27 protein-coding genes are annotated in these 24782 nt (G+C 64.1%); 3 read left to right on the top strand and 24 right to left on the bottom strand.

Annotation, left to right across the window (positions count from 1 at the left end; all coding sequences use genetic code 11):
- Positions 1-456: 456 nt before the first annotated feature.
- The 4 genes from H7J86_RS24795 to H7J86_RS24780 all read right to left on the bottom strand — a co-directional run bounded on the left by H7J86_RS24795 (position 457) and on the right by H7J86_RS24780 (position 4023).
- Positions 457-762: a hypothetical protein gene (locus H7J86_RS24795; protein WP_267294183.1), complete on the bottom strand. Its 306-nt coding sequence runs from the start codon at positions 760-762 to the stop codon at positions 457-459.
- 868 nt (positions 763-1630) lie between these two features.
- Positions 1631-2653, bottom strand: coding sequence for a zinc-dependent alcohol dehydrogenase family protein (locus H7J86_RS24790; protein WP_267294181.1), 1023 nt, complete (start codon positions 2651-2653; stop codon positions 1631-1633).
- A gap of 9 nt (positions 2654-2662) precedes the next feature.
- Entirely contained in the window at positions 2663-3130 is a 468-nt protein-coding gene (locus H7J86_RS24785) for a cyclophilin-like fold protein (protein ID WP_267294179.1), read from the bottom strand.
- Positions 3130-4023 (bottom strand): helix-turn-helix transcriptional regulator, encoded by an 894-nt coding sequence (locus H7J86_RS24780; RefSeq protein WP_267294177.1) that lies wholly within the window; start codon positions 4021-4023, stop codon positions 3130-3132. The genes H7J86_RS24785 and H7J86_RS24780 overlap by 1 nt, the downstream gene beginning before the upstream one ends.
- 100 nt (positions 4024-4123) lie before the next feature.
- On the opposite strand from H7J86_RS24780, the gene H7J86_RS24775 reads away from it, so the two are divergent.
- From H7J86_RS24775 to H7J86_RS24765, 3 genes are all read left to right on the top strand, one after another.
- Positions 4124-4393, top strand: coding sequence for a hypothetical protein (locus H7J86_RS24775; RefSeq protein WP_267294175.1), 270 nt, complete (start codon positions 4124-4126; stop codon positions 4391-4393).
- Between the two features lie 244 nt (positions 4394-4637).
- Positions 4638-5633, top strand: coding sequence for an integrase core domain-containing protein (locus H7J86_RS24770; protein ID WP_267294173.1), 996 nt, complete (start codon positions 4638-4640; stop codon positions 5631-5633).
- 225 nt (positions 5634-5858) lie between these two features.
- Positions 5859-6155 carry a zinc ribbon domain-containing protein gene (locus tag H7J86_RS24765; RefSeq protein ID WP_267294171.1) on the top strand — a complete coding sequence of 99 codons (297 nt, stop codon included), beginning with the start codon at positions 5859-5861 and terminating at the stop codon, positions 6153-6155.
- A 3-nt stretch (positions 6156-6158) separates the two neighbouring features.
- On the opposite strand, the gene H7J86_RS24760 is transcribed toward H7J86_RS24765, so the two are convergent.
- The 20 genes from H7J86_RS24760 to H7J86_RS24660 form a co-directional block, all read right to left on the bottom strand.
- Positions 6159-6395 (bottom strand): hypothetical protein, encoded by a 237-nt coding sequence (locus H7J86_RS24760; RefSeq protein WP_267294169.1) that lies wholly within the window; start codon positions 6393-6395, stop codon positions 6159-6161.
- The gene (locus H7J86_RS24755) at positions 6395-6583 is read right to left on the bottom strand and encodes a hypothetical protein (RefSeq protein ID WP_267294168.1); all 189 of its coding nucleotides are present in this window, start codon (positions 6581-6583) and stop codon (positions 6395-6397) included. The genes H7J86_RS24760 and H7J86_RS24755 overlap by 1 nt, the downstream gene beginning before the upstream one ends.
- A 97-nt stretch (positions 6584-6680) precedes the next feature.
- Positions 6681-7124, bottom strand: coding sequence for a putative phage holin (locus H7J86_RS24750; protein WP_267294167.1), 444 nt, complete (start codon positions 7122-7124; stop codon positions 6681-6683).
- Positions 7117-7362, bottom strand: a complete 246-nt coding sequence (locus H7J86_RS24745; protein ID WP_267294165.1) for a DUF7620 family protein — start codon at positions 7360-7362, stop codon at positions 7117-7119. The genes H7J86_RS24750 and H7J86_RS24745 overlap by 8 nt, the downstream gene beginning before the upstream one ends.
- Positions 7359-7607 (bottom strand): hypothetical protein, encoded by a 249-nt coding sequence (locus H7J86_RS24740; RefSeq protein ID WP_267294163.1) that lies wholly within the window; start codon positions 7605-7607, stop codon positions 7359-7361. The genes H7J86_RS24745 and H7J86_RS24740 overlap by 4 nt, the downstream gene beginning before the upstream one ends.
- A 59-nt stretch (positions 7608-7666) precedes the next feature.
- Positions 7667-8044 (bottom strand): phage holin, encoded by a 378-nt coding sequence (locus tag H7J86_RS24735; protein ID WP_267294161.1) that lies wholly within the window; start codon positions 8042-8044, stop codon positions 7667-7669.
- A gap of 35 nt (positions 8045-8079) precedes the next feature.
- Positions 8080-9387, bottom strand: coding sequence for a peptidoglycan-binding protein (locus tag H7J86_RS24730; protein ID WP_267294159.1), 1308 nt, complete (start codon positions 9385-9387; stop codon positions 8080-8082).
- Positions 9387-9614 (bottom strand): hypothetical protein, encoded by a 228-nt coding sequence (locus H7J86_RS24725; protein WP_267294157.1) that lies wholly within the window; start codon positions 9612-9614, stop codon positions 9387-9389. The genes H7J86_RS24730 and H7J86_RS24725 overlap by 1 nt, the downstream gene beginning before the upstream one ends.
- The gene (locus H7J86_RS33640) at positions 9614-10882 is read right to left on the bottom strand and encodes a peptidoglycan recognition protein family protein (protein WP_372517328.1); all 1269 of its coding nucleotides are present in this window, start codon (positions 10880-10882) and stop codon (positions 9614-9616) included. The genes H7J86_RS24725 and H7J86_RS33640 overlap by 1 nt, the downstream gene beginning before the upstream one ends.
- Before the next feature lie 218 nt (positions 10883-11100).
- Positions 11101-12717, bottom strand: coding sequence for a hypothetical protein (locus H7J86_RS24710; RefSeq protein WP_267294155.1), 1617 nt, complete (start codon positions 12715-12717; stop codon positions 11101-11103).
- Positions 12714-14015 (bottom strand): hypothetical protein, encoded by a 1302-nt coding sequence (locus H7J86_RS24705; RefSeq protein ID WP_267294154.1) that lies wholly within the window; start codon positions 14013-14015, stop codon positions 12714-12716. The genes H7J86_RS24710 and H7J86_RS24705 overlap by 4 nt, the downstream gene beginning before the upstream one ends.
- Positions 14016-14027: 12 nt before the next feature.
- Positions 14028-14702: a hypothetical protein gene (locus H7J86_RS24700; RefSeq protein WP_267294152.1), complete on the bottom strand. Its 675-nt coding sequence runs from the start codon at positions 14700-14702 to the stop codon at positions 14028-14030.
- A complete protein-coding gene (locus H7J86_RS24695; RefSeq protein ID WP_267294150.1) occupies positions 14699-15919 on the bottom strand; it encodes a hypothetical protein in 1221 nt (406 codons plus the stop codon). The genes H7J86_RS24700 and H7J86_RS24695 overlap by 4 nt, the downstream gene beginning before the upstream one ends.
- 14 nt (positions 15920-15933) lie before the next feature.
- Positions 15934-16308, bottom strand: a complete 375-nt coding sequence (locus tag H7J86_RS24690; protein ID WP_267294148.1) for a hypothetical protein — start codon at positions 16306-16308, stop codon at positions 15934-15936.
- Positions 16305-16742: a hypothetical protein gene (locus H7J86_RS24685; RefSeq protein ID WP_267294146.1), complete on the bottom strand. Its 438-nt coding sequence runs from the start codon at positions 16740-16742 to the stop codon at positions 16305-16307. The genes H7J86_RS24690 and H7J86_RS24685 overlap by 4 nt, the downstream gene beginning before the upstream one ends.
- Before the next feature lie 9 nt (positions 16743-16751).
- Positions 16752-17633 (bottom strand): hypothetical protein, encoded by an 882-nt coding sequence (locus H7J86_RS24680; RefSeq protein WP_267294144.1) that lies wholly within the window; start codon positions 17631-17633, stop codon positions 16752-16754.
- Positions 17634-17700: 67 nt separating this feature from the next.
- Positions 17701-19737, bottom strand: a complete 2037-nt coding sequence (locus H7J86_RS24675) for a hypothetical protein (protein WP_267294142.1) — start codon at positions 19735-19737, stop codon at positions 17701-17703.
- Positions 19734-20564, bottom strand: coding sequence for a type 2 periplasmic-binding domain-containing protein (locus H7J86_RS24670; RefSeq protein ID WP_267294140.1), 831 nt, complete (start codon positions 20562-20564; stop codon positions 19734-19736). Before H7J86_RS24670 ends, H7J86_RS24675 begins: the two co-directional genes overlap by 4 nt.
- 12 nt (positions 20565-20576) lie before the next feature.
- Positions 20577-22262, bottom strand: a complete 1686-nt coding sequence (locus H7J86_RS24665) for a Gp37-like protein (RefSeq protein WP_372517333.1) — start codon at positions 22260-22262, stop codon at positions 20577-20579.
- Positions 22263-22353: 91 nt separating this feature from the next.
- Positions 22354-24777 carry a DUF7257 domain-containing protein gene (locus H7J86_RS24660; RefSeq protein WP_267294136.1) on the bottom strand — a complete coding sequence of 808 codons (2424 nt, stop codon included), beginning with the start codon at positions 24775-24777 and terminating at the stop codon, positions 22354-22356.
- Positions 24778-24782 lie beyond the last annotated feature (5 nt).

Below are 24782 nucleotides of genomic sequence, written 5' to 3'. Positions count from 1 at the left end.
GCTACCGCCAACTCCCGTCACATCGATCGCGGCGGTGGCGGATTGGTCGTACCCGCCAACGCAGGTTCGGATTGACGCCAGCCATGGCAGCGAATACTGCTTCGGAGGTACCTGGCCGAGGCGAGAGAAGGCGATGTAGATCACCCCTTTGGCTAGCGCATCGCTGTCGAAAGCGTTTCGACCACTGGATCATCGTTCGAACGTCCATTTAGAAGACCGAGCGCCGCCACATCGCCACCCGCGACCGCGAAGGTCCGTCGCCGAATGCGCCAGACGTCTGGCGCATTCGGGAGCAGTGCAGCGGTGCCCTTTGGGCTCAATGGTTGATCCCCTACCTCGGCCGGACCACATCAACTGATGGAACCACCGCAGCGCCAACTTGGGCATTCGCCGGTGAGGGGCTTACTTCGCAGGACGCCCCTCACCGACGTGTTAATCCTGGAAGACCTGACCGAATCAGCACGCGAGGTCGACATACACAGTCTTGGAGATAACAGCCGTGGTGAGGCTGTCACCGGGGAACCCGCTGTCAGTGCGAGTGACGTAATGTCCAGGTCGAATCGCGCCGACCGTGCACTCCGGCAGCGGCGCGGTACCTACACGATTGACGATTACGTCAAAGCCGTTGGCTTTGAGCCCGTTGATCGTCGTGGTGACGTTCGAGGGCCCGGTCGGCACGGCTGCTACCGCTGGGCCGGTCGATCCCCACGCACCCATTGCGAAGGCGCTTGCGACGATCGTGGTGGTGAGTACATTGCTCATGTCGTTTCCGCTCCTACTAGTTGAACTGCATCGATTTGACATGAAAAAGCATGGCGCGCAGGCTGTCCGGCTGTCACGGGTACTAGCACCCGACTCTTTAGGCAGTCATTCGCGAATCATCTGGGCGCAGATTCCCGATCAACTCGGGAAAGTGCACTCACGCCATCGGGAACCTGTTCATTCCATCCTGGTGGCATGAACCTGGATCAGGCTTCCGCACCAACACAAACGTCCCGTGGATCAAATCTTGGTCTCACACGCCGAGCGCCAGCGGGGTGAAAATGACTGACGATGTCAGAAACACTCGACGCCCGCGAATCCTCGTCGTGAAGGCCACCATGTTGGGTTTCTTCCAAAGAAGTCGCAGACGACGCTGTAAAGAAGATCTCGACGTCGCGCGGCACGAAGCCACGAGAGTTCCAGCCAGGCCGCCAGAGCATCTGGCACCGCGTCAGATGCGTTAACACCCGGTCGTACTGCGACATCCCAAGGCAGTACGCGAGCGCGCGCAGGACGGCCCGACTATGCGCGAGTTTGGCCGCGTTCGCATGAATGTCCATCCGCGCCCCGGGGCACGGATGGGCTACTGTGGCCTCCCCACGTGCCGACAATGTCACTTCTCAACGGAATCTGGAGAAGCAGCAGAAGACGTTCGCGGCGTAGCCATCTGCTGGTGCGGTCGGCCGTCGAGCACCCAAGGGTGGCGCTGGCGCAGCCCACCGAGAAGCTGACACGCGTAGCGCTCTTAGAACGAGCCGAAGGGACAGCAAAGGACTGCTCTCGTACGGCGCCCGCCCAGAGACAACCTCGGGCTGCTGTTCCCAACTTGACCGAATTCGTGGGCAACTGAACCCGCGCTGCTGGCGACCTATGTCGACAACAGCACCTTGACGGCACGGCGTTCGTCCATCGCGCGGTAGCCTTCAGCCGCGTCCTGAAGGGGCAGCGTCAGGTCGAACACCTTGCCGGGATCGATGGTGCGGGTCAGGATCAGGTCGATCAGCTCCGGCAGGAAGCGCCGCACCGGTGCTGGCCCGCCGTGCAGGTGCACCGCGGAGAAGAAGAGTTCCTCTCCTCGCAGTTCGACACCGTGCGAGACACCGACGTAGCCCATATGACCGCCCGGCCGAGTGGCGCGGATGGCCTGCATCATCGACTCCTGGGTCCCCACCGCCTCGATGACACTGTGCGCACCCAGACCACGGGTGAGTTCTTTGATGGCCGTCACCCCGGCATCGCCACGTTCCGTCACGATGTCGGTAGCACCGAACTCGGTGGCCAATCGTTGCCGGTCGGCATGCCTGCTCATCGCGATGATCCGTTCGGCTCCAAGCTGTTTGGCCGCCAGGATTCCGAGCAGACCGACAGCGCCGTCGCCGACAACCGCGACCGTCTTGCCCGGGCCTGCCTCAGCGGCGACCGCGGCGAACCAGCCGGTCCCCAGCACGTCGGAGGCCGCCAGTAGGCTCGGTACGAGATCGGCCGACGGCAGTTCCGGCGTCGCGACGAGCGTGCCGTCGGCCAACGGTATGCGTGCGTATTGCGCCTGGGTCCCGATCCTGCCCATCAGCACCGCATGCTCACAACGGCTCTGGTATCCGGCTCGGCAGATCTCGCAGGTGTTGTCGGAGGCGAAAAACGAGCCGACCACGAATTGCCCCGGCTTTATGGTGGTGACCGCACTACCGACCGCTTCGACCACGCCGACGTACTCGTGTCCCATCGGCGTCGCCCCGTTGACGTCTTCGATTCCGCGATATGGCCACAGGTCACTGCCACAAATACAGGCGGCGGACACCCTGATAATCGCGTCGGTCGATTCTTGGATCTGGGGGTCCGGCCGGTTCTCGACCTGAATGTCGCGGGGGCCGTGCAAAACTGCACCGAGCATGACAAGCTCCTAGCTATTGGCGGGGTTGGAATAGCCGACCGTTACAGCGACGCCGTCTCGTTGGCCTGCGATGAGCGCCAACTGATTTGGGTCGAAACCGCCGATACGCACGATGCCCGCCCAGTAGCCGACGTCACCGTAGTACAGGACCAGTTCCTGGGTTGGGGCGTAATAGCCGATGTCGGCAATCTCGGGATCGGCACCGGGTGGCACCCCGTCGGTGGTCAGGGCGCGGGGTAGCGGGGCGATCTTCTCGACGTTGTTGAGGTCACGGAATGTCAGCTCCAGTGGCAGTTGTGCGGCCAGATCGCGCGCGGTCGGGTTGTCGGCCAGGTGTGCGGATACCCGCTGTCCCGCAACGACGATCTCGATACGCGTGGTTGTTTCCGCCGACGCCGGGCTCGGGTCTTCCGCAGCGGCACAAGCGGTGGCGATGACCAGCGGCGCGAGTACACAAGCCCAACGGTGAAGCCGCATCAGGAATCCAGCGGGGTGACGGTGATGTCATCGCGCAGTGCGATAGCACCGGCCCAGGAGGCCAGCAGATCGAGGGCGTGCGCTGTAGGGGACGCGGGCTCGGCGACGTAGATGGTCATGGTCAGGCCCCGATCGGAGATCATGTCCACGCTCTCGTAGGCCAGCTCGAGATCGCCCACAACCGTGTGGTGGAAGTACTTGACTCCCGCCCCGTGCAGGCGCACGTCGTGCGCGCTCCAGCGTCGGCGAAACGCCGCACTACGGGTCGATAACTCGCCGACAAGGTCGTGCAGGGATTTGTCATACGGGTCGCGCCCAGCCTCGGTGCGCAGGATGGCCACGCAGGTGTCCGCGGCGGTATCCCAGTCCGGGTAAAACCGGTGAGAATCGTTGTTGAGAAAGGTATATCTGGCGAAATTCGGTACGTCGCCCGACTCGCTGTCGTACAGCGACGAGTGCATGGCCCGGCCCAGATGGTTCGTCGCCAGCAGGTCCATCCGCGAGTTGCGGATGAGAGCCGGCGGGTTGATCCCGTCCAACACCCATTGGAGCGCGGGTCGCGGCGTCCATCGGGAACCGGAGCGCCGGCGCGGGCGCATCCCTGCGCTGGTCCCGTCGGCAGCTTGGGCGAGATGGAACAGGTGGGTGCGTTCGGCGTCATCGAGATGCAAGGCGCGGGCCAGCGCATCCAGCACCGAGGCCGACACCCCGCCGAGCGAGCCGCGTTCGAGTTTGGCGTAATACTCAACGCTGACACCCGCGAGTGCGGCCACCTCGCCGCGACGCAGTCCGGGCACCCTGCGGTTACCGGTCATGGGCACACCCGCCTGCTGCGGCGTGACCTTGGCTCGTCGCGAAGTCAGAAACTCGCGGACCTCAGCTCGATTGTCCACCCATACGACGGTACGACCGTAGGCGCCGGTGTGGGATGCCCTATCGGTACACGTCTCAACAGTGCCCCCGGAGAATCTGGTCGCCCGGTTGCGTGGGTAGATGCGTAGCACCGCCGTCGCCGGCGTCGCCAAATCCATCCTCAGAAGATCACCCGTGTCTGATCAGACCAAGCTTGCCGGCGCGCACAGATGGGCCGGTGTCGGTATGAATTCGCTCGTCATACGTGCACTTCACCGCTGTCGGTCACAACCGGCCGGCTGTCCCGTCGCTCTGTATGAGAGCGAAAAGCCGGCCACGCCGCGCGGTGCCCCCGATATCTACGTCGAGCACTTCAGCGCCGCCCTCGACTACCTGCGCAGCCAGTTTTAGACGAGTGGAGCTAAGGGTGTGTGAGTTCACGACATAGGTGACAGGTGAGTCCCGTCATGGGTGACACCTGGAATCACCGTCGATGAGTCGCGTCATGGGCGACAGTCGTGGTTCATGTCGAAAGCCCGAGTGGTCGTGTTGGAAGTCGTCAGCGGAAACCTCACCGTCACCGCCGCAGCGCACGCCTACGGACTGTCCCGACAGCAACCCTCACACCATCACCGACGAGGTCATCACCGCAATCGTGCTGCTCCGGGAAAAACTCACCGACGCGGGCCTTGACGCCGGCCCAGTGACACTACAAGCTCACCTCGCTCAGCAAGGCCTGACGGTCCCCTCCACCTCCACCATCCGCCGCATCCTGCACCACCACGGCCTGATCACCCCTCAACCACGCAAACGACCAAAAAGCTCCTACATCCGCTTCGCCGCTGAACAACCCAACGAGTGCTGGCAATCAGACTTCACCCACTGGTCACTCGCCGACAGCTCCGACGTCGAAGTCCTCAACTGGCTCGACGACCACTCCCGATACCTGCTGTACTGCACCGCCTACCGGCGCGTCACCGGACCCGACGTCGTGGCCACCTTCACCGACACCGCACAACGCCACGGCCTCCCGGCATCTACCCTCACCGACAACGGAACCGTCTACGCCAACCGATTCACCAACGGCCACAACGACTTCGAACGCCCACTCGCCACCTTCGGCATCACCCAGAAAAACGGGCATCCCGGCCACCCTCAAACCCAAGGAAAGATCGAACGATTCCACCAAACCCTCAAACGCTGGCTCAAAGCACGCCCACGGCCCACCACCATCGCCGACATGCAGCGACTCCTCGACGAATTCACCGTCATCTACAACACCGAACGCACCCACCGCGCCCTGCCACCGGCCACCACACCCGCGCAGGCCTACCACGCCCGCCCCAAAGCCACACCCACCAACAACCCCAGCCAACACTTCCGCATCCGCCACGACACCGTCGACCAATTCGGCAAACTCACCCTGCGCTACGGCCGCCGCATCCACCACCTCGGCATCGGCAAGAACCACGCCAGCACCCCCGTGCTCATCGTCGTCACCAACACCACCGTGACCGTCCTGAGCAAAACCACTCACCAACTCATCGCCAGCCACACCGTCGACCCCAACCGCAACTGCTGGCGCAACCAACAGAAAAACCCCGGCCGATGGCCGGGGTTTTCCGTAACCGATGACGAGACTCAGGTGTAACCCATGTCTCGACTCATCACACGAGTGGAGCTAAGGGGAATCGAACCTGTTTATGACCGCAAATGACCTGCATAAACACTCATTGAAGCACTTTGACTGAACCCGAGTCACACGGAAAAACAGCCCGAAACTTTGACGCTGTCAATCCAAAGGAAGGACTCACCCAGCCCCACGTTCCGCTGTAACCGCACAAACCCTCGGCGGCGGCCCTCTAAAATCCCGACCATGCCGGAGCCTGTTAATCGCGGGATCGTGTCCGCCCTATCAATCATCGCTATTGGGTCGTTCTACGCGTTCTGGGGAATTGTCCTGTTCATCATGTACAGCGTTGGCTGGTGGAAGGTCGCTCTGATCCCCACAGTGATATTGGCGCTGTTCGCCATCGGGATCTACAACAAGGTAGTGACGCAGAAGGGAGCGGTGCCGTCTGTGCGCGCATGCCCAGACTGCGCTGAAATCGTCCAGGCCGCCGCGAGGGTGTGCAAACACTGCGGCTACCGCTTCTCCCCTACGGACGCCTAGATGCTAGCGGCTGTCGATCCCGGCCCGTGGCGTGCACCCCTCGGCCAGCGGGGGCCCGTAGGTCGTAGCCTCACAACCTTCGATGCGGCACCACCAGGTCATGTGCCGGGTGCCGCACTGGCAGGCGGTGGAGCCGACCAGCACCCGATTCGGGCCCAGTAGGTGACCGTTGCGGCAGTGCGTCGGCGCTTCGATGACCCAGCCGCCGCGGCGGCCCGGGACCAGGTCGCCGACAGCCATCAGGACGACAGTGCCTCGACCGCAACGCCCATCTGAGCGGCGTACTTCCCGGCGTCTTCGCGCTCATCATCGGTGAACGCCCGATACCCGTTCCAATTGCCTGGGGTGCGCACCAGCAGGGTGATCTCGTCGAGCGCGGGTGATTGGCCGCGAGGCCGCTGACGGACGACGTGATCAGGCTCAGACACCCCGACACCATAGCGGTGACCAACGACAAATTGCCCCCGGCCGAAGCCGGGGGCAATTTCTTGAGCGATAGCGCGCGGGGTTACGCGCCGGCCCGCATCAAACGATGTCGCCGAACCTCACCGTCGGACCGTCGATCTCGTCGTCCATCTCCGCAGCTCTGCGGCGATCGTTCTGCTGCGCAAGCCACAACGCCACCAGCATCGGGACGTACACCAGCGCGGTGGCCGCGTAGATCACGAACCGGATCATCTGCCGAAACGGATAGTCCTCGTCGATCCACACCGCCACCGCGGCCTGATTCAGGAACGCCGACATCGCGACGCATTTGATCAGGTAGATCGGGCCAATGCGGTTGGTTCGCCACTTGGATCGGAATCCGTACAGCAGAGTGAAGATGCTGACCAACAGCGCCGCGATGCCCAGGCATACGTTCGCTGCCAGCTCGTAATTGATGTCGAGCCAGATGTCGGACATGATCGTGCCAGGGATCAGCAGAGCCAGGATGACGAACGCAATGCGCAATAGGCGCCAGTTATTCACGCGCATGTCCTCTTCCCCAGGTCTCCGCGAGCATCTCGGTAAACCCATTCAGATCGAGTTGGTGACGAAGCGATTTCGTTGAGGCAGTCGACTTTTCGGCCTGCTTCTGCACCGCCTCCAGCTTCGCGCCGGCCGCGGCGTTCTCCAGCTCGGCCTCCACCGCACGCCGCTCGGCCGAAGACGCTCGGAGACGGGCATCGGCGATGTCGCGACGGGCCCGGTTCCACGGCCACATCATGTCGTCTGCCGTTCGTGCAACACCGTCAGCAGCCGGGTGGCGACGTCCTCAACGGCGTTCTTATCGGAGATCGTCCTGGCCTGGATGGCAATGGTCTCGTCGAGCTTCTCGCCACGCGACGTCAGTGCATCGATCGTCTTGTCGCGGGCGGCGATCTCCCGATCTCGGCCGCCTACGACCTCGCGGTGGTGGATGCCAAGCACGATCCAACCGCGTTGCAGTGACCACAGCAGCAAGAGAGCCATCAGGATGACGAGGCCGACGACACCAATTCCGTTCCAGGTCTGAGGATTCCAGATCCCTGTCACCGTGTCGGGGACGCGTCGAAGGACGGTCCTTGCGCACCTCCGGGCGTGGGCGTGTGGGTCACCGCGACACCGGTCCCGATCGCCGCCAGCAGGATGTTCGCGATCGGACTGACCTGCAGGGTGGTGAAGATGTTCAATCCGACAATCAGGGTCTGACCGGCGGTGATCAAGCTGTACAACCAGGTGCGGATGCCGCTGGCCGAGTTGAAGATCGACAGTGCGGGCGGCAGGACAGCGGTGATGAACGTGGCGATCTGTTCAGCCTCGCTGTTGCCCAGCCAGTCATAGGAGACAAGGGCAGCCAGTACAGCGGTGGCGACTACCTGGATCCACTGCCGTGCTGCCGGCCAGTCCCGAAGGATCAGTGTGTTCATGATCGAACCTTCCACTCAGAGTTGACAGTTCAGAACTACGGGTAGAGCAGTCGGATCTCGTCGCAGCCGACCTGGATACCGCTGCGGTTGCCCATCTCCGGTTTGGGCACCCAGTACTCGCCGTGGGCTTGCAGGCCGGGCAACGCGGCGACCAGGGCGACGAGGTCGTCCAGGTGAGTGAGCACGCCCATCGGCTCCAGCAGTGCGGTGAGCTCGGCGTCGACAGCGGTGTGGAACGACGTCTCCTGGGCCTGACCGAACAGCCTGGTGAACGCCGGAATCAAGTTCAGCCCGGCGATGCCGGCGACCAGCACCGGGGCCAGCGGGGTGAACAGTTGTCCGACGATGCCGAAGTACTTGGCGATGATCGGCACCGCGAGGTTGAGGACGTGCACAAAGTACGGCAGCTCGGTCTCGGCGTGGATGATCTCGCCGTAGAACGGCGGCCGGATCCCATCGGAATCGGGTACACAGGCGTAGAAGTCGCCCGGGTTGGTGATCGACACCGTGACCTTGAGCAGCCACAGCGGCCGGCGCTTGCGAGAGATGCCCCAGCCCTTCGGGTTCCAACCCGGCTGGCCCGACATCTGGCCCGGCTGACGCGACGGGTTGCCGAACTGAATCACGCGCCGGATCGCGTCTCGGATGTCGGCGTACTTGCCGCGAGTGGTGGTCTCGCCCGTCTTCGGGATGACGAACCCGCCGTCGCCGAACAGGATCTCCAGAGCGTCCTCGAGGCCGTCCGCGCTCTGCGAATAGGCGGAGAAGATCAGGTGCAGGTCAGTCGCCGCAATAGCTTGCGCCGGTGCGCTTCCCGCGGCGATGAGCTGCATTGCCCGTTGTACGTCGGGGTTGTTGTCGAGAAGCCATTCCAGTGACTTGTACTGGTCATAGGTCACCTCGACGTAGCTGGCCTTGGCGTCGCCGCCGAGCAGCCCGAGGTATCCGCCCTTGATGAACTTCACCGGCTGGTGGCGGATGCGGTAGACCTTCTCCGCCCAGACACCGACCTCAAAGCTGGGTCCGACGTTGGCGTCCGCGCCGGAGCCGGGGCAGGTGTAGATCCAGTGCCCGGGCCGCCACTGAGAGGTGGCGGGGAACGCTATTCCCTTGACGATGTAGTTGAACTCGTCTTCGCTGATCTGTCCGGTGACGGGACGGTTGGTGCGGGTTTGCCAGGCCGTGGCGAAGGCCTGCTCGCCGCGGCCGAAGTAGCCGTCGGCCTTGAGCGGTGTCTGGCCGTCGATCTCGAAGGCGTAGCTGGCGTACCGGCGCGCCGCGGCCCGGGAGAGGTCGGTGACGAGCTGGCCGGTGGATCCGAGCTTGAGCGGGAATGTGGGCATCAGCGTTCTTCCATCCGTGGGGGCTGGTCGGCCGTCGACGAGCCCCAGTTCGGTGAGGCCGTTGCGGTTTCGGGTGGCAGTGGTTTGCCTTCGCGGCCGAGCCGGTGCGCCTCTTCCAGCTCGCGGCGCCGGGCTTGGACGATGCAGCAGCGCGGGTCAGCGGGCCCGAACGCGCAGTTGCACGCATGCCCGCCGGCGGGTGCCGGCTGCGAGTTGAGCGCCGACATCACGCGACCTTCTTGAGCTTGAGCGCGGCGGCGGTCTGGGGGCCGACGATGCCGTCGACGACCAGCCCGGAACGGCGCTGGAACTCGCGGACGGCGGCGTCGGTGAGCGGGCCGAAGTCGCCGTCGATCGGCAGGTGCCCGGCGTACGAGGCGAACGCGTTCTTGAGGCGGCGTTGCAGCTCGGATACCTGCGGTCCGGTGCTGCCGATGTACAGCAGGCCGGCGAAGTACTGGCTGGTGCCCGGGTTCACGGGGGTGCCCCCGCCTGGGCCGACCGGGGTGGGGTCGACTGGGGTGGGCGTGGCGCCGGCCAGGAAGGCCTTCACGCGGCGGATGAGCTCGTCCCATGGGAAGTTGGGGCCCGGGTCGTGGTGGCCACCACCCCAGGCGCCGAAGTCCATGTGCCCGCAGATACCGTCTCGGCCCCAAGGGATTCCGTTGCCGCCGATGTACTCAGCGGGGATGTTGTACTTCTGGCACCACCAGGCGATGACCTTCGCGGCCGCGGTGAGCTCAGCGTCTTCGTTCTTGCCGTCGGAGGCGTCGGTTTCGAGCCACTTGCCGCGCGACCACGCCGAGTAGCTGCCGGCCAGGCAGATGTGGAACGCGTACTTGTTGGCGCCGGCCGCCGACCACGGAGCGTCGACTTCGGCCACGACCTTGAGGGTTTCGCGCTCGTCGTTGACGACGTGGTAGCTGACCTCGTTGGCCTTGACCGCCAGGTACGCGGCGAGATCCCGCGCGGTGCGGCCACCTTCCTGGGTGTGCACAGCGATCCACCGCGGCGTCCCGGCGCCACGGGGGTGGTAGAAGCTCGGCGACCAGACAGCGCCGGTGAACGGGTCAGTGAGCGTCACAGAAGTACCTCCGGGCATGGGGATCGGCGCGGATTGCCGTGTGTGGACGTGGTCGGTGTGGTTGGCGTAGTCAGAGCCGAAGTAGGCGGTCGTGGTGACGTCGCGGCCGCCGGCGACGCCTGTTCGGCGGCCGGTGGTCGGGTTCTGCCAGATGACCTGCTCGAGTGCCGATTTGACGGTCAGCAGGTAGTCAGCGAACCGCTGCATGTTGTCGACGGGGCCCGTCCAGTCGATTCCGCGGTTCTGATGATCCGGGTTCCGGGCGTAACCAGCCTCGATGCGGTCGGTTTCCTGGTGGCCCGGGTAGGTGGACGCCTGAAGACCGAACGCCGCGGCGAGTTGATACACCCAGGCGGGAAAGCCTTTGGCGCCGTAGTTGATGCGCGCCCCGGTGGGGAGTCCGTAGCCCATTGGACCTGCTTTCAGAGACGACCGATAGCCCGCATGCCTGGCGCACACGGGTGTTCGGTGGAGCTGGGTTAGAAGCTGACTTCGTGTCGGCCGTCGAGGATTTCGGCGGCGATCAGGAACGTGGCCACGGCGAGTAGCTCTCCGAGGGCAGCAGCACAGACGACGAGCGCGATTGCACGCACCATGAACAGGCCTCCAGGTTGAGGGCTTGCGGGGATTCAGACCAGGCCGTTGACGCGGCTGATATGCACCGGTCGATCGGCGAATTCGTCCATGATCTTCGATCCGAGATAGATCGTTCCGGGTAGATCAGGGTGGATGCTGTCAACGGTGGACAGCAGCCTGGCTTGCTGCGAGTTCGTCGGGACTCCGCGGGTTCCGCCGGCAGAGGCCAAGGCCGGTCCCATACCTGTCCACCAACGGCTTTCGGCGTCAGGTCCGTACATGTTGACGAACTTGACCCACTCGCGCTCTCGCGCGGCCCGGCGCTGCGCCTTGGTGTAGACGTCGCCGCTGGCACCGTCACGCGGCGCACCGACGCTACCCACACCGGTGTTGTTGTTGAACAGGCCGTCATCGAACGGTTCGACGCCGAAGTGGACGACCTGGCAGTAGGGATCGACGCTGTGCACCCAGTCCCAGCAATCAGCCACGCGCGCGTACATCTGGGCGTCGGTGATGTTGACGAGCAGTGAATCGTCGTTCCAGGTTCCCAGTACACCGAGGGCGAGCGGGCGGGTGCCGAGCGGGCCGCCGAAGAACTCGCCGACGTAGTTCTGAAACGCCGGCTTGCCGATGCCTTGGATGGCAGTGTTGGCGTCGGTCATCCATCCCCGGCGCGACGAGAACCCGGCCTCGGACCCCGAGAGATATCGGGAGAGTCCTGTCACCGTCACGTTTCCGACAGGGAAAACGGACGTCGTGTTGGAAGCGACAGTGTCGTCAGTGACGTAACCGGCGCCGTTGGTATGCCAGCCGGTTGAGCCCTGACCAAACGGGATGATCGGAATCGTCGATAGCATCCACATCTGGCGGTAGATGGTCCCGAGGTAGAACTGGTTCACGTTGTCGGTGCACAGCGCCTGTGAGGACTCGCCGTATGAGTCGGTCTCCATGCCGATCGGAGCCTGGTACGGAGATGGCCGGATGATTGATGTTGTGTCCGTGCGGATCCCGGTGAACCCGCAAGTTCCAAACCGGAGCTTGATCTTGGTCTCTGACTGCCAGTTGTTGAAGACCACGTTGTGGAATGTGTGGTACCCGCTCGTGCTCGTCACGAGCATCGGCGTCGTTTGGGCCGCGTAGTACTCGCCGTCGACCTCGATGAACATTTCGATGTTGCCGGCGAAGTTGGGTGACGTGTTGTTGCCACCGAGATTCATGTGCACGTTCGAGAACGCGATACCGGTGAACAGGAACTCGAACTCGGTGATGTGCGGGAATATCTCGTCGCTCAACCCGGCGCCCGGCGCGCTGAATCTCCGCGGGGTCGCGCAGTTGCACACACCGCCGTAGGTCTGTGGCCCGGTCAGCGTTGGCCGGATATGCCTGATCCATTTCTGCCCAAGAATATTGAACGGATACGGATTGCTGGCGTCGTAGCTGCCACCACCCCCGCCCGAGACCGATCCGTCGAGGCGTCTCAGTTCGGTCTGGGCGCCGGTCGTGTTGGTGGCCCAGTCACCCCAGCGGTACTCCTTGGCGGTGCGCCCGCCTGAGGTGAAGTTGAGTGCGGTCGAGCTGATCTCGTTGGTGGCGAGTATCCCGGATGGGATCAAGCCGCGCACCGGCTTGTATTGGTCGCCGAGCAGGACGTAGTCGGAGAATTTGCTCACCGGATGCGCCTCGCCCGCAGTGTGTCGACGATCTGCTTACCGGACTCAACTGCCAGGTATCCGGCAAGCCAACGGTTTCCGTTGATGTCGGGGTTCTGCCCGTCCGCACCGATGAGCATCGCCTGCTGTGAGGTGGTTGGGCTGCCGAGGCTGCCGGCGCCAGTGAAAGCTGGGGCGGTAGGGCCGAACAGATTGAGGTACGCCGCGTTCTCGACGTCTGCGATCGCGGATGCCTGCTCGCGGCGGTTGAAGTCGTTCGAGCTGTCGGCCGTGGGCGGGCCGGTGACCGTACCTGCAGCGCCGCCGCCGTTGAAGGGTGGGGGCGACACGTGGAAGATGAACACGCGCGTGTCTTTGCTGCGGATCCACGCGTAGCAGTCATCTGCGCGGGTGGCCATGGGGCCGTTGCTGGCGCCGTTCGCGCCGGACCGTCCTCCGTCGTCGAGCGTGCCCAACAGGATGTAGAACAGTGGTTTCTCCTGGAAGTCCTGCTCCAGGATGGCCTTTCGGCTTGCTGAGAAAAATCTGGTGCTGCCGTCGGCAGCGGCCGTGTCGTCGGTGACCGTGGCGCTGCCGTTGTAGAAGAATCCCGAGGGCATCCCTCGAGGCGCGGTGACGATGCCGGTCCGCTCGAAGTACAGGTCGGCGACTCCCGCGGTCAGATACGACGTTCCCGACGACTGCTTCAGCCCGGCGGCGTCGGCCCATTTCGGGCCGTCGAGAATGGCGAACGGCCGGTCGGGTGACTTCTTGACGATTGAGCTCTGCTCGGTCCTGATACCGATCAGCGTGGCGCCTCCCAGGTGCACGCGGACTCTGCCGTGGAAGGCGGCCGCGAACGTCAGTGGTAGGTAGACGACGCCGGTCGTCGATCCTGTCACGGGCGCCGCGGTGGCCTTGTGCATCTTGCCGAAGTACTCGACGTAGACCTGGCAGTCGTAGTAGGCGCCGCCGACCATCATGATGTCGAGGTTCCCGCCGGTGTGCAGGAACTCGAACGCGGTGACGTGGTTGATCGGTGTTCCACCGGATGTTCGGGGTGTGGCGACGTTACGGCAGCCGTTGCTCGGTGTGCTGTCCACGCCCTGCCAGCGCTGGCCCTGGGTGTTGAATTGCCCTGAGTTCCAGAGGATCGTGGCCAGGTTGGTGTAGGTCTGCGAGGTGGATGAGAATGCGCCGACAGTCACCACACCCGACGGGATGACTCCGCGCACCGGGTCGAAGCGCTGACTTGCGCGGGTGCGCTCCCACAGTGCAGTCGGCAGTTCCCAGCCGTCTTCTTTCGCAACGATGGGCATCAGTCGGTCCTCCTACGCGGCCGCAAACGAAAGGGCTGCAACGCCGCGGCTGGGTGCTTGGCCGGCGGCGTACTGGTGACGGAATGCGACAGCGGGTTTCACGCCCGGCAGGTCAATGAGATTTGCGCTGTCAGTCCAGGTGAAGGCCGCGATGTCCGTGCCGCCGTTCTTCTTCACGGTCCACGTCCAGCACCCCGCCGTGACACTTCCGTAGGTGCCGGTGATGGTGATCGTGTCGCCCGCAGTCGCGACCTGAGTGCTGGTCTTGGGCTGAGTTTCAACGCCGCCCGACCAATAGCACAGCGCCGCAGTGGAACTCTGTGAGTTGATGCGGACGTAGATTCCCTTGGTGCCGTCAGCCGAGAAGATGCCTGGACCTACACCGCGGTTGTTCGCTACGACGCTGAGCGCCCCGACTGTGACGGTGACGGTGACACTCGTTGTGACGGACATCGTGTCGGGTAGAACGAGGATGCTGTTGTAGCCGCCGTTCGTCGTGCTGGAGTTGCCCTCCTGCAACGTATTTGAGACCGTTTGGGCGTTTCCTGCGCCGACTGTCTGGGCGACGTTCAGGGAGCCTGCTGGCACGGAAGGGAACGACGGGTAGCTGCCCGAGCCGACGGGGCTCGACGTGACCCGAGACGCGACAATGGCCGCTACGCGTCGGACCATCGCACCGACGCTCACGTCGTGATGTCTCCGGTGATCAACCAGACGTCGGTGGACTGTTGCCAGAGGATGAACGACGAATTCTGAAGCCGGGACTTCGTTGCGTTGCCAGCCGACTTGAACGTGATCGCGGCGTTGCCCTTCGTCACGGTGATCTGCCCCGCACCGTCGGCCAGGTACTCGAACGGAATGCCCAGCGGCAGCGGTGTCACTGAGTTCAGCGGAACTGTGAGCGTGGCCGCGGTGGCCGGCCGCATCGAATTGACCTTGCCCGCGTGCGCGGCGGCCATCGTGAGCGCGGTGGAAGTGCCCAGGTCGTTGTTCGCCGTGGCCGACTGTGCGGCCACGGCCGCGGCGATCTGGGCGTCGATGTAGTCCTTGGTTGCCTTCTCGCTCAGGACATTGGTGTCCAACGCGGGCGTGGACATCGCGATTTTGAAGCCAAGATTTGCCGCGTGGTTGATCGCATCGAAATACGGGATCGTGTTGGCCACGGCCGAAATGCCCTGCAGCGCCTCCAGCACGACACCGAGGTCGATGTCGTCGCCGCTGGCGGGGAACCACACGTCGCTGGGTTGATAGCCGGGAGGACGGTCATCCGGTGCGTCGCCGCCGATCCAGAAGATCGGGAAGCTCACCGCCGGCCGTGACGGCCACGCAGTCGTCGTGGTGTTGAATTTCACCGGTGGGGCGCCACCCAGAGACGCGCTCAGCCCAGCGATCAGGTCCTCGAGCTTCTTGAGCGTGTTCCCGGCGCTCGTCGCCCCGCCGACCAGCGCTGCTGTCGCAGTGGCGATGTCGGACTCGTCCGCTTTTGTGCCGATCAGGGTGGTGAGTGCAGAGATGGCACTTTGATCGGCCTGAATCTGAGCGACCAGCTCGATCCACGTGTCCAGCTCTGGCGGCGCGGCACCGATCAGAGCGGCGATCTTCGCCAGGACGAACGCCTTCGTCGCGCGCTGCGTCGCGATCTTGTTCGACGAGTTGCCCGCCAGCGTGGGGTCATCGTCCAGGGCGAGCAGGTGCACGACTTCCTCGTCGGCCGCGGCTTCGATGGCGGCGCGCGCCTGCTCGGGAGTGTCAGACTCGAGAACATCGCGCCCGGTGTCACCGACCTCGGCGATCGCGCCGATATCGGCCAGCGCCTGCGTGGCAACGTTGATTGCCGTGGCGATGGCGTTCAGGTCGGCGGGGCGAACCTTCTCGCCGTTCACCCACGTGTTCTTGAGAGCCATGCGCTACTGCCCCTCTATCGGACGATGCGGGTGATGGGCACCGAGGTGTCTTCGCTGGTCTGCGGCTCGGGTTCGGGCTCCGCTGCGGGTTCCTGGGCCGGGGTGTCGTCCTGGAGGAAGTCGACCGGCTGGGATGGGTCGTAAATGTCCAAGCCCGCGGCGCCGTTGAAGACGCGCAGCTCGCCGTCGAGCACCAGCCACTGGCCCAGGGCGGCGTTCACGGAGTTCTTCCCGCTGCAGGACAGGCAGATGCTCCACTTGGAGGAGTCGATGGTGCCGTCCCAGCCGTAGTCCCGTTTGAGCTCGGTGACGGCGGTGAGGAGGTCCTGCGGTTCGATCAGCGGCCAGCTGGGCAGGTCCTCGACCGCTTTGCGGGTGACGGGGATCATGCGAGCGCCACCGCGCCGATGCCGGCCGGGTCGAACGACCCGACGAAGGACGCTGCCACCGAGCTGATCGGGCCGCCGAAGTCGTAGTAGCCCACCAGTGGCCGGTTCGCGTCGGTGGCCGGGGTGGCATCGTAGAGCACCGCAAAGTAGGCGTTCGAGATCGTCGACGCCGGCCATGCCACATCCACGCCGTCGAACGAGAGCACGTTGCCCCCGGCGTCGTACGAGATGGTCATCGAGGTGACCACCGCCCCGCCGGCGGTGTATCCCGGGCCCACGATCTCGTCGGTTACCGACGACTTATACCGATGGACATCCTGGTTCGGCACGTACAGCTGCCCGCAGAGCATCAGCTTGAACGTGTCGCCGGTCATGTTGATCTCTTTGGCCATCAGGCTGCGGAAGTACCCCTGATAGAAATGCGCTGTCGCCACTCGTACCTCCTAGAAAACCCAGATGATTCGTACGTATGCGAGGCCGCCGTTACCGCCCTTGCCGGAGCCGTTGCCGTTGGTCGTGGTGTGGCCCGATGAACCACCGCCGCCACCTGAGCCGTAGCCGCGTCCATCGGCACCGTGCTGGCGCGAAGTCGTGGAAGACATGTTGCCGCCGCCCGCACCCCCGCCTGGTTGTCCAGCGATGGCGGCAGCCGGTTGGGTTGCATCCGCCGCAGCCGACGCACCGAGTCCGCCAGCGCCGTTCGGCGTCGAACCTCCATTGCCGCCGGCCGACGCTGAGGATCCGCCGGACGGCTGGCCGCCACCCCCACCGCCACCTGCGGCGCCGCCCCACGCACGGGCGCCACCGGCTGCTACCGCCGGCGAATCTGACGCAGGGCTGCTCTCTGCGCCCAGGAAGCCGTTTCCACCGCTGCTACCAAGCCGGTCTCCGTGCATGGTGCTGTTGACACCACCGAGACCCGAACTACCCGTTCCCCCTTGGCCGCCGGCACCGCCAGAGGCTCGCAGGGTAAAAGAGCCCGATGTGAAGACGGCGTCCCCGCCCGCGGTGCCGGGGTTCGCATCGCCAGCGGATGAGAGCGCGGCACCACCGACTCCGCGCGCGCCGACTCCGACGGTGTATTTCGGGCCGAGAATCGCCGCGTCGACGAATCTGTCGATGGTGGCATTACCGCCGGCGCCGCCACCACCTCCGTACTTGTTGGTGTTGGCGCCCGAATATCGACCGCTTCCACCACCGCCGCCAGCACCGATGAGGGTGACGTAGCAGCCCTTCACACCTAATGGGACGTCGATGTCGGTGACGCCGCCGGTGTTTGTGTTGTATTCGACCACGGTGAATTGGCGATTGATCGCGTGTGCCACGTCGTTCGCGTCCGTGTGGGAGAAGACTTCGCCTGCAGCCCAATTCTCTTTCAGCGCCATGGCATTCCTATCCGAGCTCGAATCCGAAGGCGTACGGGAACTCCGTGTTGTCGGAGACGTTGATGGCGGCCATCGAGGCGGCCGCTTCCATCCGCGGGAGGTCGATCACTGCGCCGGCGGAGATCGCGAGGTCGGCCATGCCCGCGGTGGCTTCCATCCGTGGCAGCGACACGGTGGCGGCGGCACTGAGGGCAAGGTCCCGCATTGCGGCGGTGGCTTCCATGCGCGGCAGGAAGACCATGGCCGGGACGGCAACATACCAGTCGCGAAGCTCCCAATCATCCACTGTCCCAGCCGGTTCGCCCGCCGCACATTCGATGCGCGCCCCGCCGAACCTGTAATCCTCGCCGTGCGCGACCGCTGACCCCACCGAGGTCCACTGCAGCCCGACAGTCGCCCCGTTGAGTAGGGCCACGTATTTGTCGGCGGCGGCGTCGTAGTACAGGGACCACTTGCCGGTACCGCCGGTGGCCAACGAGGCACGCTCGGTGAGCAAATCGATCGGTCCGGAGTAGATCTTGGCGGATGTCCCGTTGACGCCGAGGTACACGACCTGGCTGAAGTCGCGAGCGCAGTGCAGCAACAACCCAACCCGCACAGTAGAATTGGGGTTGACGTACAGGTTCGCCTCAACCTTGTTGACGTCGCGCGTGCATCGCCGGATGTACAGGGCGGACTGGTCACCGTCCAGAGTGCCGGTGTACCCCAGCGCCTCCTCGTAGACATCGATCAAGGCGGCAGTGGAAGACTGCCGCACCCACTGCCCGCTAATCGCGATGTACTTGAACGAATCTGAGAACAGCTTGTCGACGTCGGGCATGAACTTCGCCGCGAGCATGAACCAGCACAGGGTGTTCCCATTTGCCCGGGCTGTCGTGGCCTGCGCCGCGGTGTACGACGTTTGGGAGGTCAGCGTCGACCCGACGGTCTTGAACCCGTCGTCGGGGGCGGAATCGATGCGTTCCATTCCGAGTACGCGGACCGTGGTCGCCACTGTCGAGGAGTTGCGGATCCGGAGAACGAAGGTTTCCCCAGCTTGCACGATCAGCCGAGAGGGCAGGGTGAACTCGAAGAACCTTGTTGCCGTAGTGATTGACGACGAAAACTCTTGGGCGGCAATGCGTACCAGTGAGCCGTCAGAGTTGATTCTGAGGAGTTCCAGGTAGACGTTGTTGAGCGTCCCTGCGTCTTTCCACACCACGGCGCCGAAGGTGTCGTGCACGGTGGTGTTGGTGATCGTCAGGTATGAGCCGCGCGATTCGTGCTGGTTCACTGACCAGCCGGCGGGCGCGGCAACCGCCGAATTCGAGGACCCGACGGTGTGGGTGTGAGCGGTGCCAGCAGATGCGTCATCGGTTGTCCCGAAGACGTACATGTGGTTGTTCAGGACTTCGTCATAGGTGACGTCAGCGATCGGGTACCGGCATCTCGATTTCGGATTCCGGTAGTCCGACACGATCGCTGAGATCGTGAACGCCTGCTGGTCGGCCTTCTGCTGCTTGACGGCCTTCTGCATGTCGGCGATGAACCCGCCGATGATCGGGATGCCCTTCAGCCCGGAGAGGATCGCGTCGATTACCTGCTGCACGAAGGACTTCGCGGCCTTGATGCCCAGGTCGAGGACGTTCAGTGCACCGTTGAGGCCCGAGACGAGCGCCTGGGGAATCGATCCGATCACCGCAGCGGTGTTGTGCAGCAGGTCGCTCGACAGTTTCGACAGGGTGATGGCGGTGCCCTTGATGGCGTCGCCGACGTCCTCGATGACCTCGCCGCCGACGCGGCTGATCAACCGCCCGATCTTGTTGAATGCGTCGAACGCGGCCCCGGCCAGCTCTTGCGCCCAGTCGAAGAGCTGATCGAACGCCGCCACTCCGTTGACGAAGACACCGCGGACGGCCTGCACAACCCGGCGCAGAAACTGCTCGATGAGCTCGGCGCCAAACGACAGCATCTGCTGCGGGGAGAACGCCCGGGTGAACTGATCCTGATCCTGTTCGTGGACTGGGGCCGACGGTATCGCCGTGACCCAGTCGGGCGTGCTCACAGCGGCAGAACCTCAGCCCAAACGCGCGTAGTGCTGGCCGTGGAGGTGAAGGTGGTCGTTCCGGCCTGGCGCTCCAGCCGGATCCATACCGTCCCCTCGGCGTTCGCGGGGAGCTGGTCATAGTCATCGGCCAGGCCTGCCGCCTTACCGGACCAGAGCGTGAGTCGTTCGGTCTGTGCGATACCCGGGCAGCGGCCGATGATGTTGCCGCCGGTCTCACCGTTGAGACGGGCGATCAGATCGACCCGGACGTCTGCGCCTTCACCGGTGACGACGGTGCCGCCGTGGGCAATGACCCGGCGGGCGTAGGGCCGCGCCGGGATAGCGATCTGCCCGATCGTGTAGCTGACGTTGCCCGAGGGGGTGTTCCGGACCGAGCCCGGGAAGAACGCCTCAGGGATCTTGACTGCCGTGAGCTCGAACCCATCGCCGTCGGTGTTGATCACCAGCGTCTGCCCGGGCGTCCCTCCGCCGAAGTCTGCGGGGTCCAGGATGGTGTTTCCGTCATCGCCGGGTTTTCCCGCACGAGTATCGGCCACCAGCTGGTACTGCCCCGACTCGGTGGCCGTCGGGGGGCGGACCGTGATGAACGAGGCCGTCAAGGGCGACGGGTCATCCCAGGCCTTCTCGTTCCAGACGACCGGGTTGACCAGCTCCGCAGGAGATCCGGGGTCACCCTTCTCGATCGCCGAGAATCCATCACCAACCCCGCCGTCTTCACGGAGCATGATCACCGCAGCCCCAGTCGATGGGTCGACCGGGATCAGGAAGTCGCCCTGAGCTTGATAGTGGGGAACACCATTCCACTGCACGATGGGCCACGCCATAGTGGTTGCCTCCTAGCCTGATTGGGGCGCGAGCGTCACGACGTTGATCGCCTCGAACGCAGCGGTGATGAATCGTTGGTGCTTCGCCAGGGGTGCCTCGTCTCGACGGCCGTCGCCGAGCTGCACCATCACGACCCGTTCGTCAGGGCTGATGCGCCACATGACGTTTTCGATGTAGTCGGTGATCATCCGGGAACGGGACATGTACACGATCGACATGAGGCCGCCGCGGAAGATGTCGCGCCCCAACGCATATTGGTCGCCGTTGCGGAAGACGACCTGGGCGGTGGTGTAGCCCTGCGAGTCGAACAGCGCGTTGATGAAGTCGAACATGGTGGTCACGGAGTACGGCGCAGATGCTGTGGCATGGAACCGCTCGACCGCGGGGTGGTAGGGGCCGACCTCGTCGCGCCGGCCGTAGTGCTGCACGAGCTGGAACGCGAGGAACGAATTATTGAGGAAGCCCGAAAGCAGGTCCGAGGGGATGCCGGTGAATCCGACGACAATCATGATGGAGTCGATCAGCCAGGCAAACGCGGCATTCATCAAGTCGTTCAACCACTTTGGTGAACGGCCGCCGATAATGTGTTGCCAACCCTCAGGCGTGTAATCGGTGATCTTCGCCGAAATGATGCTGGAGTCCTCGCCGGGATCCGGCGCCACGACGTAGGCGTACGGCTGTTCGAAATCGACGCCCAGCTTCGGGCTGTAGAAGCGGCCCGGCATGCCGGGAATCTGGCGGGCTATCGGTGCGAAGATCCCGCCCAGCGAACCACCGAGGTCGATGACTGTGCGCAGAACCGAGTCCAGAACAGTCTTCGTGGGACCAGTGATCTGGCTTCGGTCATAGGTTTTGAACACATACGTCGGATCGGTGAGGTTCGCATACCGGTCTGGTTGCGGGTCGCCCGGCAACCACAAGTCCATGGCGGTGTCGACACCGTACGGACGGGTGACGTCCTTGATTACCGCGCCGCAGGTTTCCATCCGGACGGTGCGTGCCAGCATCGGCGATCCGTCGAGGAACGGATTGGTGCGTGACACGAATGTCGGTGTGCGCAGGATCTTCCCGAATGTCGCCGGTGACAGCCCGTAGCGCTTGAGGCCCTGCAGCATCGTGCCGAACCACGTCCGCACGTCCGCGTTCAGGGACAGTCCGTTGTTGATGAACTCCAGCCAGCCTGACTGGATACGGAAGCTGGTCTCGGCGACCATGTTCTCGATCGCGGTCCGCATGGCCCAGATGAAGACGGCGTGCGAAAACGGCTGGGCCTGAATGGGGAGCCACCACGACGGCCAGATCACGTAGTAGTTCAGGATGTCCCAGATGCCGCGCATCTCAACGGTTCCTGTCCAGTCGCCCTCCTTGTACTCGTAGGAGTGGCTCTTGGTGTAGAACGCGTACCGCAGACCGGATGTCTCGACGATGACCCCGACCATGGTTTTGCGGCAGTCCATAAACAGCGGCACCATCGGTGAGCTGCCCTTGAGTACGATCCGGCCGGTGGGGGCGTCGTTACGCGGGTCGGTGCCCGACGCCTCCATCAGGTCCGACCCGATCGAACCCATCGGCGACCAAAGCTTGTCGCACACGGTGAACCGGAAGTCGACATCGACCTTCGACTTCGCCTCGGTGAGCGCTCTTGCCACGCGGGCGATCTCGTTCGGGTTGCCCGTCTGCAGGGCCTTCTCCCACAGCGCCTGCTGTCGGGCTTCCTCGTACGTCGTCACCAGCGCGCCTTCAGATCCCCGTACCGCGAAGCTCGGTACGGGGTGAAAGTGGCTGCCATTACAGCGGGTAACGCCGTTTCGGTGTGCCGCAGGCGATGATCGACGAGTCGGCGTTACCGTCGTCGATCGCAACCTTCACGTAGTACGGCTTGGCCTTGTTACCTGGCGACTTCGGCGGAATCGCCGAGTTATCGGAGAACCGGCCGTCGAGGTACTTGTAGAGATTGCCCTGAGGTGTCTTGATGCCGAAGTTGTTGAGGACCTGATTCGACAATGCTGAGCGGCCGGTGAAGAACGATACGAGTCGCTTGATTGCGACCTGGAAACCCGAGAGCGCCTGCGGTGACGGCGGCACGACCGTAAGGTCCTGAACCAGCGTGGTGTTCGAGCGTGGGTCGGTGCGCAGGAACACGATCTGGTTCTCCAGCAGCGGACCGAACTGCACGAAGTCCGTTGATCCGGGCCCGTCGTAGATCTTGAACATGCCCGGCCCAAACAGGGTGTAGTCGTCATACATGGGCTGGTCGCCGATGTTGACGCGCTCCAGGAACCCTTCCTGCGACACCGTTGAGTTGTCCCCGGCCCACACCCCGCCGATGAATCCCGGGGTTGCCTGGGTGATGAGCGCACCGCCGGCCTGCATGCCGAACCCGACACCACGGAACGCCGCGCCCAGCGCAGATCCTGTACCGACCTCCTTGTGCGACAACACCGTGACGCCGTTGCGGACCACCTTGAACAGCCGTGGGTTGCCCTCATATCCGGCGATCAGAATCCACTTATCCTTGGGCAGCGGCGGGACCAGGAAGACCTGCGTCTTCATCACCGTCTGGACGAAGTTGTTGAAGCGCGACAGCTTCATGATGTTGTTCTCGAGTCGCAGACGAATCCCGTTGCCATTCCACGATCCGTCGGGATTGAATCCCATGCGCGCCCACAGATCGTTGCCCGCCCCGGACGGGAACGACCATTCCTGCATCCGCACGAACCGCATGCCGACGACCTGGTTGTCGGTGGCCGTCACGAACGTCGCACCGGTCGCCGGATTGCGGTACGGGCCGTTCACCACTTCCTGGGTGTCGGTCCCGGCGTTATCAATCCAGACCGCGGCCGAGCCGTTGGCTTTGACGTAGGCGTCGTTGACACCGGAGTACCGCAGCGGCCAGTTCTCGCCCAGCCCGGTCGTGGTGGTGAAGTCGAAGTCCTCGATCTGCTGGAACAGCATGACGCCTTCGACCAACGACGTGGTCCAGACGGAGCGCACGCGGGCCGGCGTGGCTTGGGTGATGAGCGCACCGCCGGCCTGCATCCCGAACCCGACGTTGCGGTAGTCAGCACCCTTACGGGAATTCGTCCCGGTCTCGGTGACCGACAGCACGGTGTGCTCGCCGGAGCCGTTGGTGCGCCGCAGCGAGAACGTGCGGCCCTCGCACCACAGGGTCCACCGCTCGTTGACGATCGGCGGCCACAGCTCGAACTCCTGCTTCAGAACCGTCTCGACGTAGTCCCGGAAGACGGAGATCTTGACGTAGCCCCAGCCGACCCGGGCACGGATCCCGTTGCCGTCCCAGGTGCCATCGTGCTTCTTGCCCATCCGGGCCCAGATGTCATTTGCGGCGCCCTTGCCGGGCGAGTACTCCGGGGTGTTGTCGAATACCACGTGCACCGCGAAGTCGTCGGTGCTGGTCTCGTAGTTCCGGAACGGGCCGGCGACGACGCGGCGCGTCCCGGTGAGGAAGAACCGGTCCGGGTCGTCGGACCACTTCGCCATGCCGCCGTGGGTGTAGGCGTACCCCTCACCGCTGCCGGTGTAGTACTGCGGCCACAACGGGCCCAGATCGTCTTCGTAGTCGACGTCGAATTCCTCGGCCATGGTGGCGTAGGCGAAGCCGAACGAGGACGTGTGGTCGTAGGTCCGCCAGAGCGCATCGTCGGCCTGCAGGCGTAGTGACAACGGCTGCCCGTTGTGCACGACGTCCAACGCATCCGAGGGTGCGCCCTGGTACCAGCGCACGTTAGACCACCAGTAGCCGTTCGCCTTGTCGAAGAATCCGAGCTCGGACTGCTCTTTGGCGTCGATCGACGCAATGAGGTCACGCACCACCTTCGACTTGCTCGCCCACCCCTTGCCGACGCACTCGACGACCATCTCGACCTCGCACGGGTCATACAAGGCATCGATGTGCGTGACACCGTCCTGTGTCGCACCCTTCTGCTGAATGTGCTTCCACGGCGGGATCAGACCCTTGAGCGTCTTCAGCTCGGCAGCCTCCGGGGCCGTCGGATCGTTGTATGGAGGCGCCAGACCACCCAACAGCTGCCAAGTGACACTGCCGTCGTAAGCCTTCAGTTGCATCAGGGGCCGGCGACCCGTGGCCAGCATCCACCAACCAGCAGCAGTGATTTTCGTTGCGGGGTAACGGATGCCGTCGGGCTGGTAGGTGCCCCCGAGATCAAACGGCAGGTTCCACGGCAGCGTCACAGATG

The organism is Mycobacterium hackensackense (assembly GCF_025822555.1).
Taxonomy (GTDB): Bacteria; Actinomycetota; Actinomycetes; order Mycobacteriales; family Mycobacteriaceae; genus Mycobacterium; species Mycobacterium fluoranthenivorans.
This window is presented reverse-complemented; position numbering and strand designations above follow the sequence as displayed.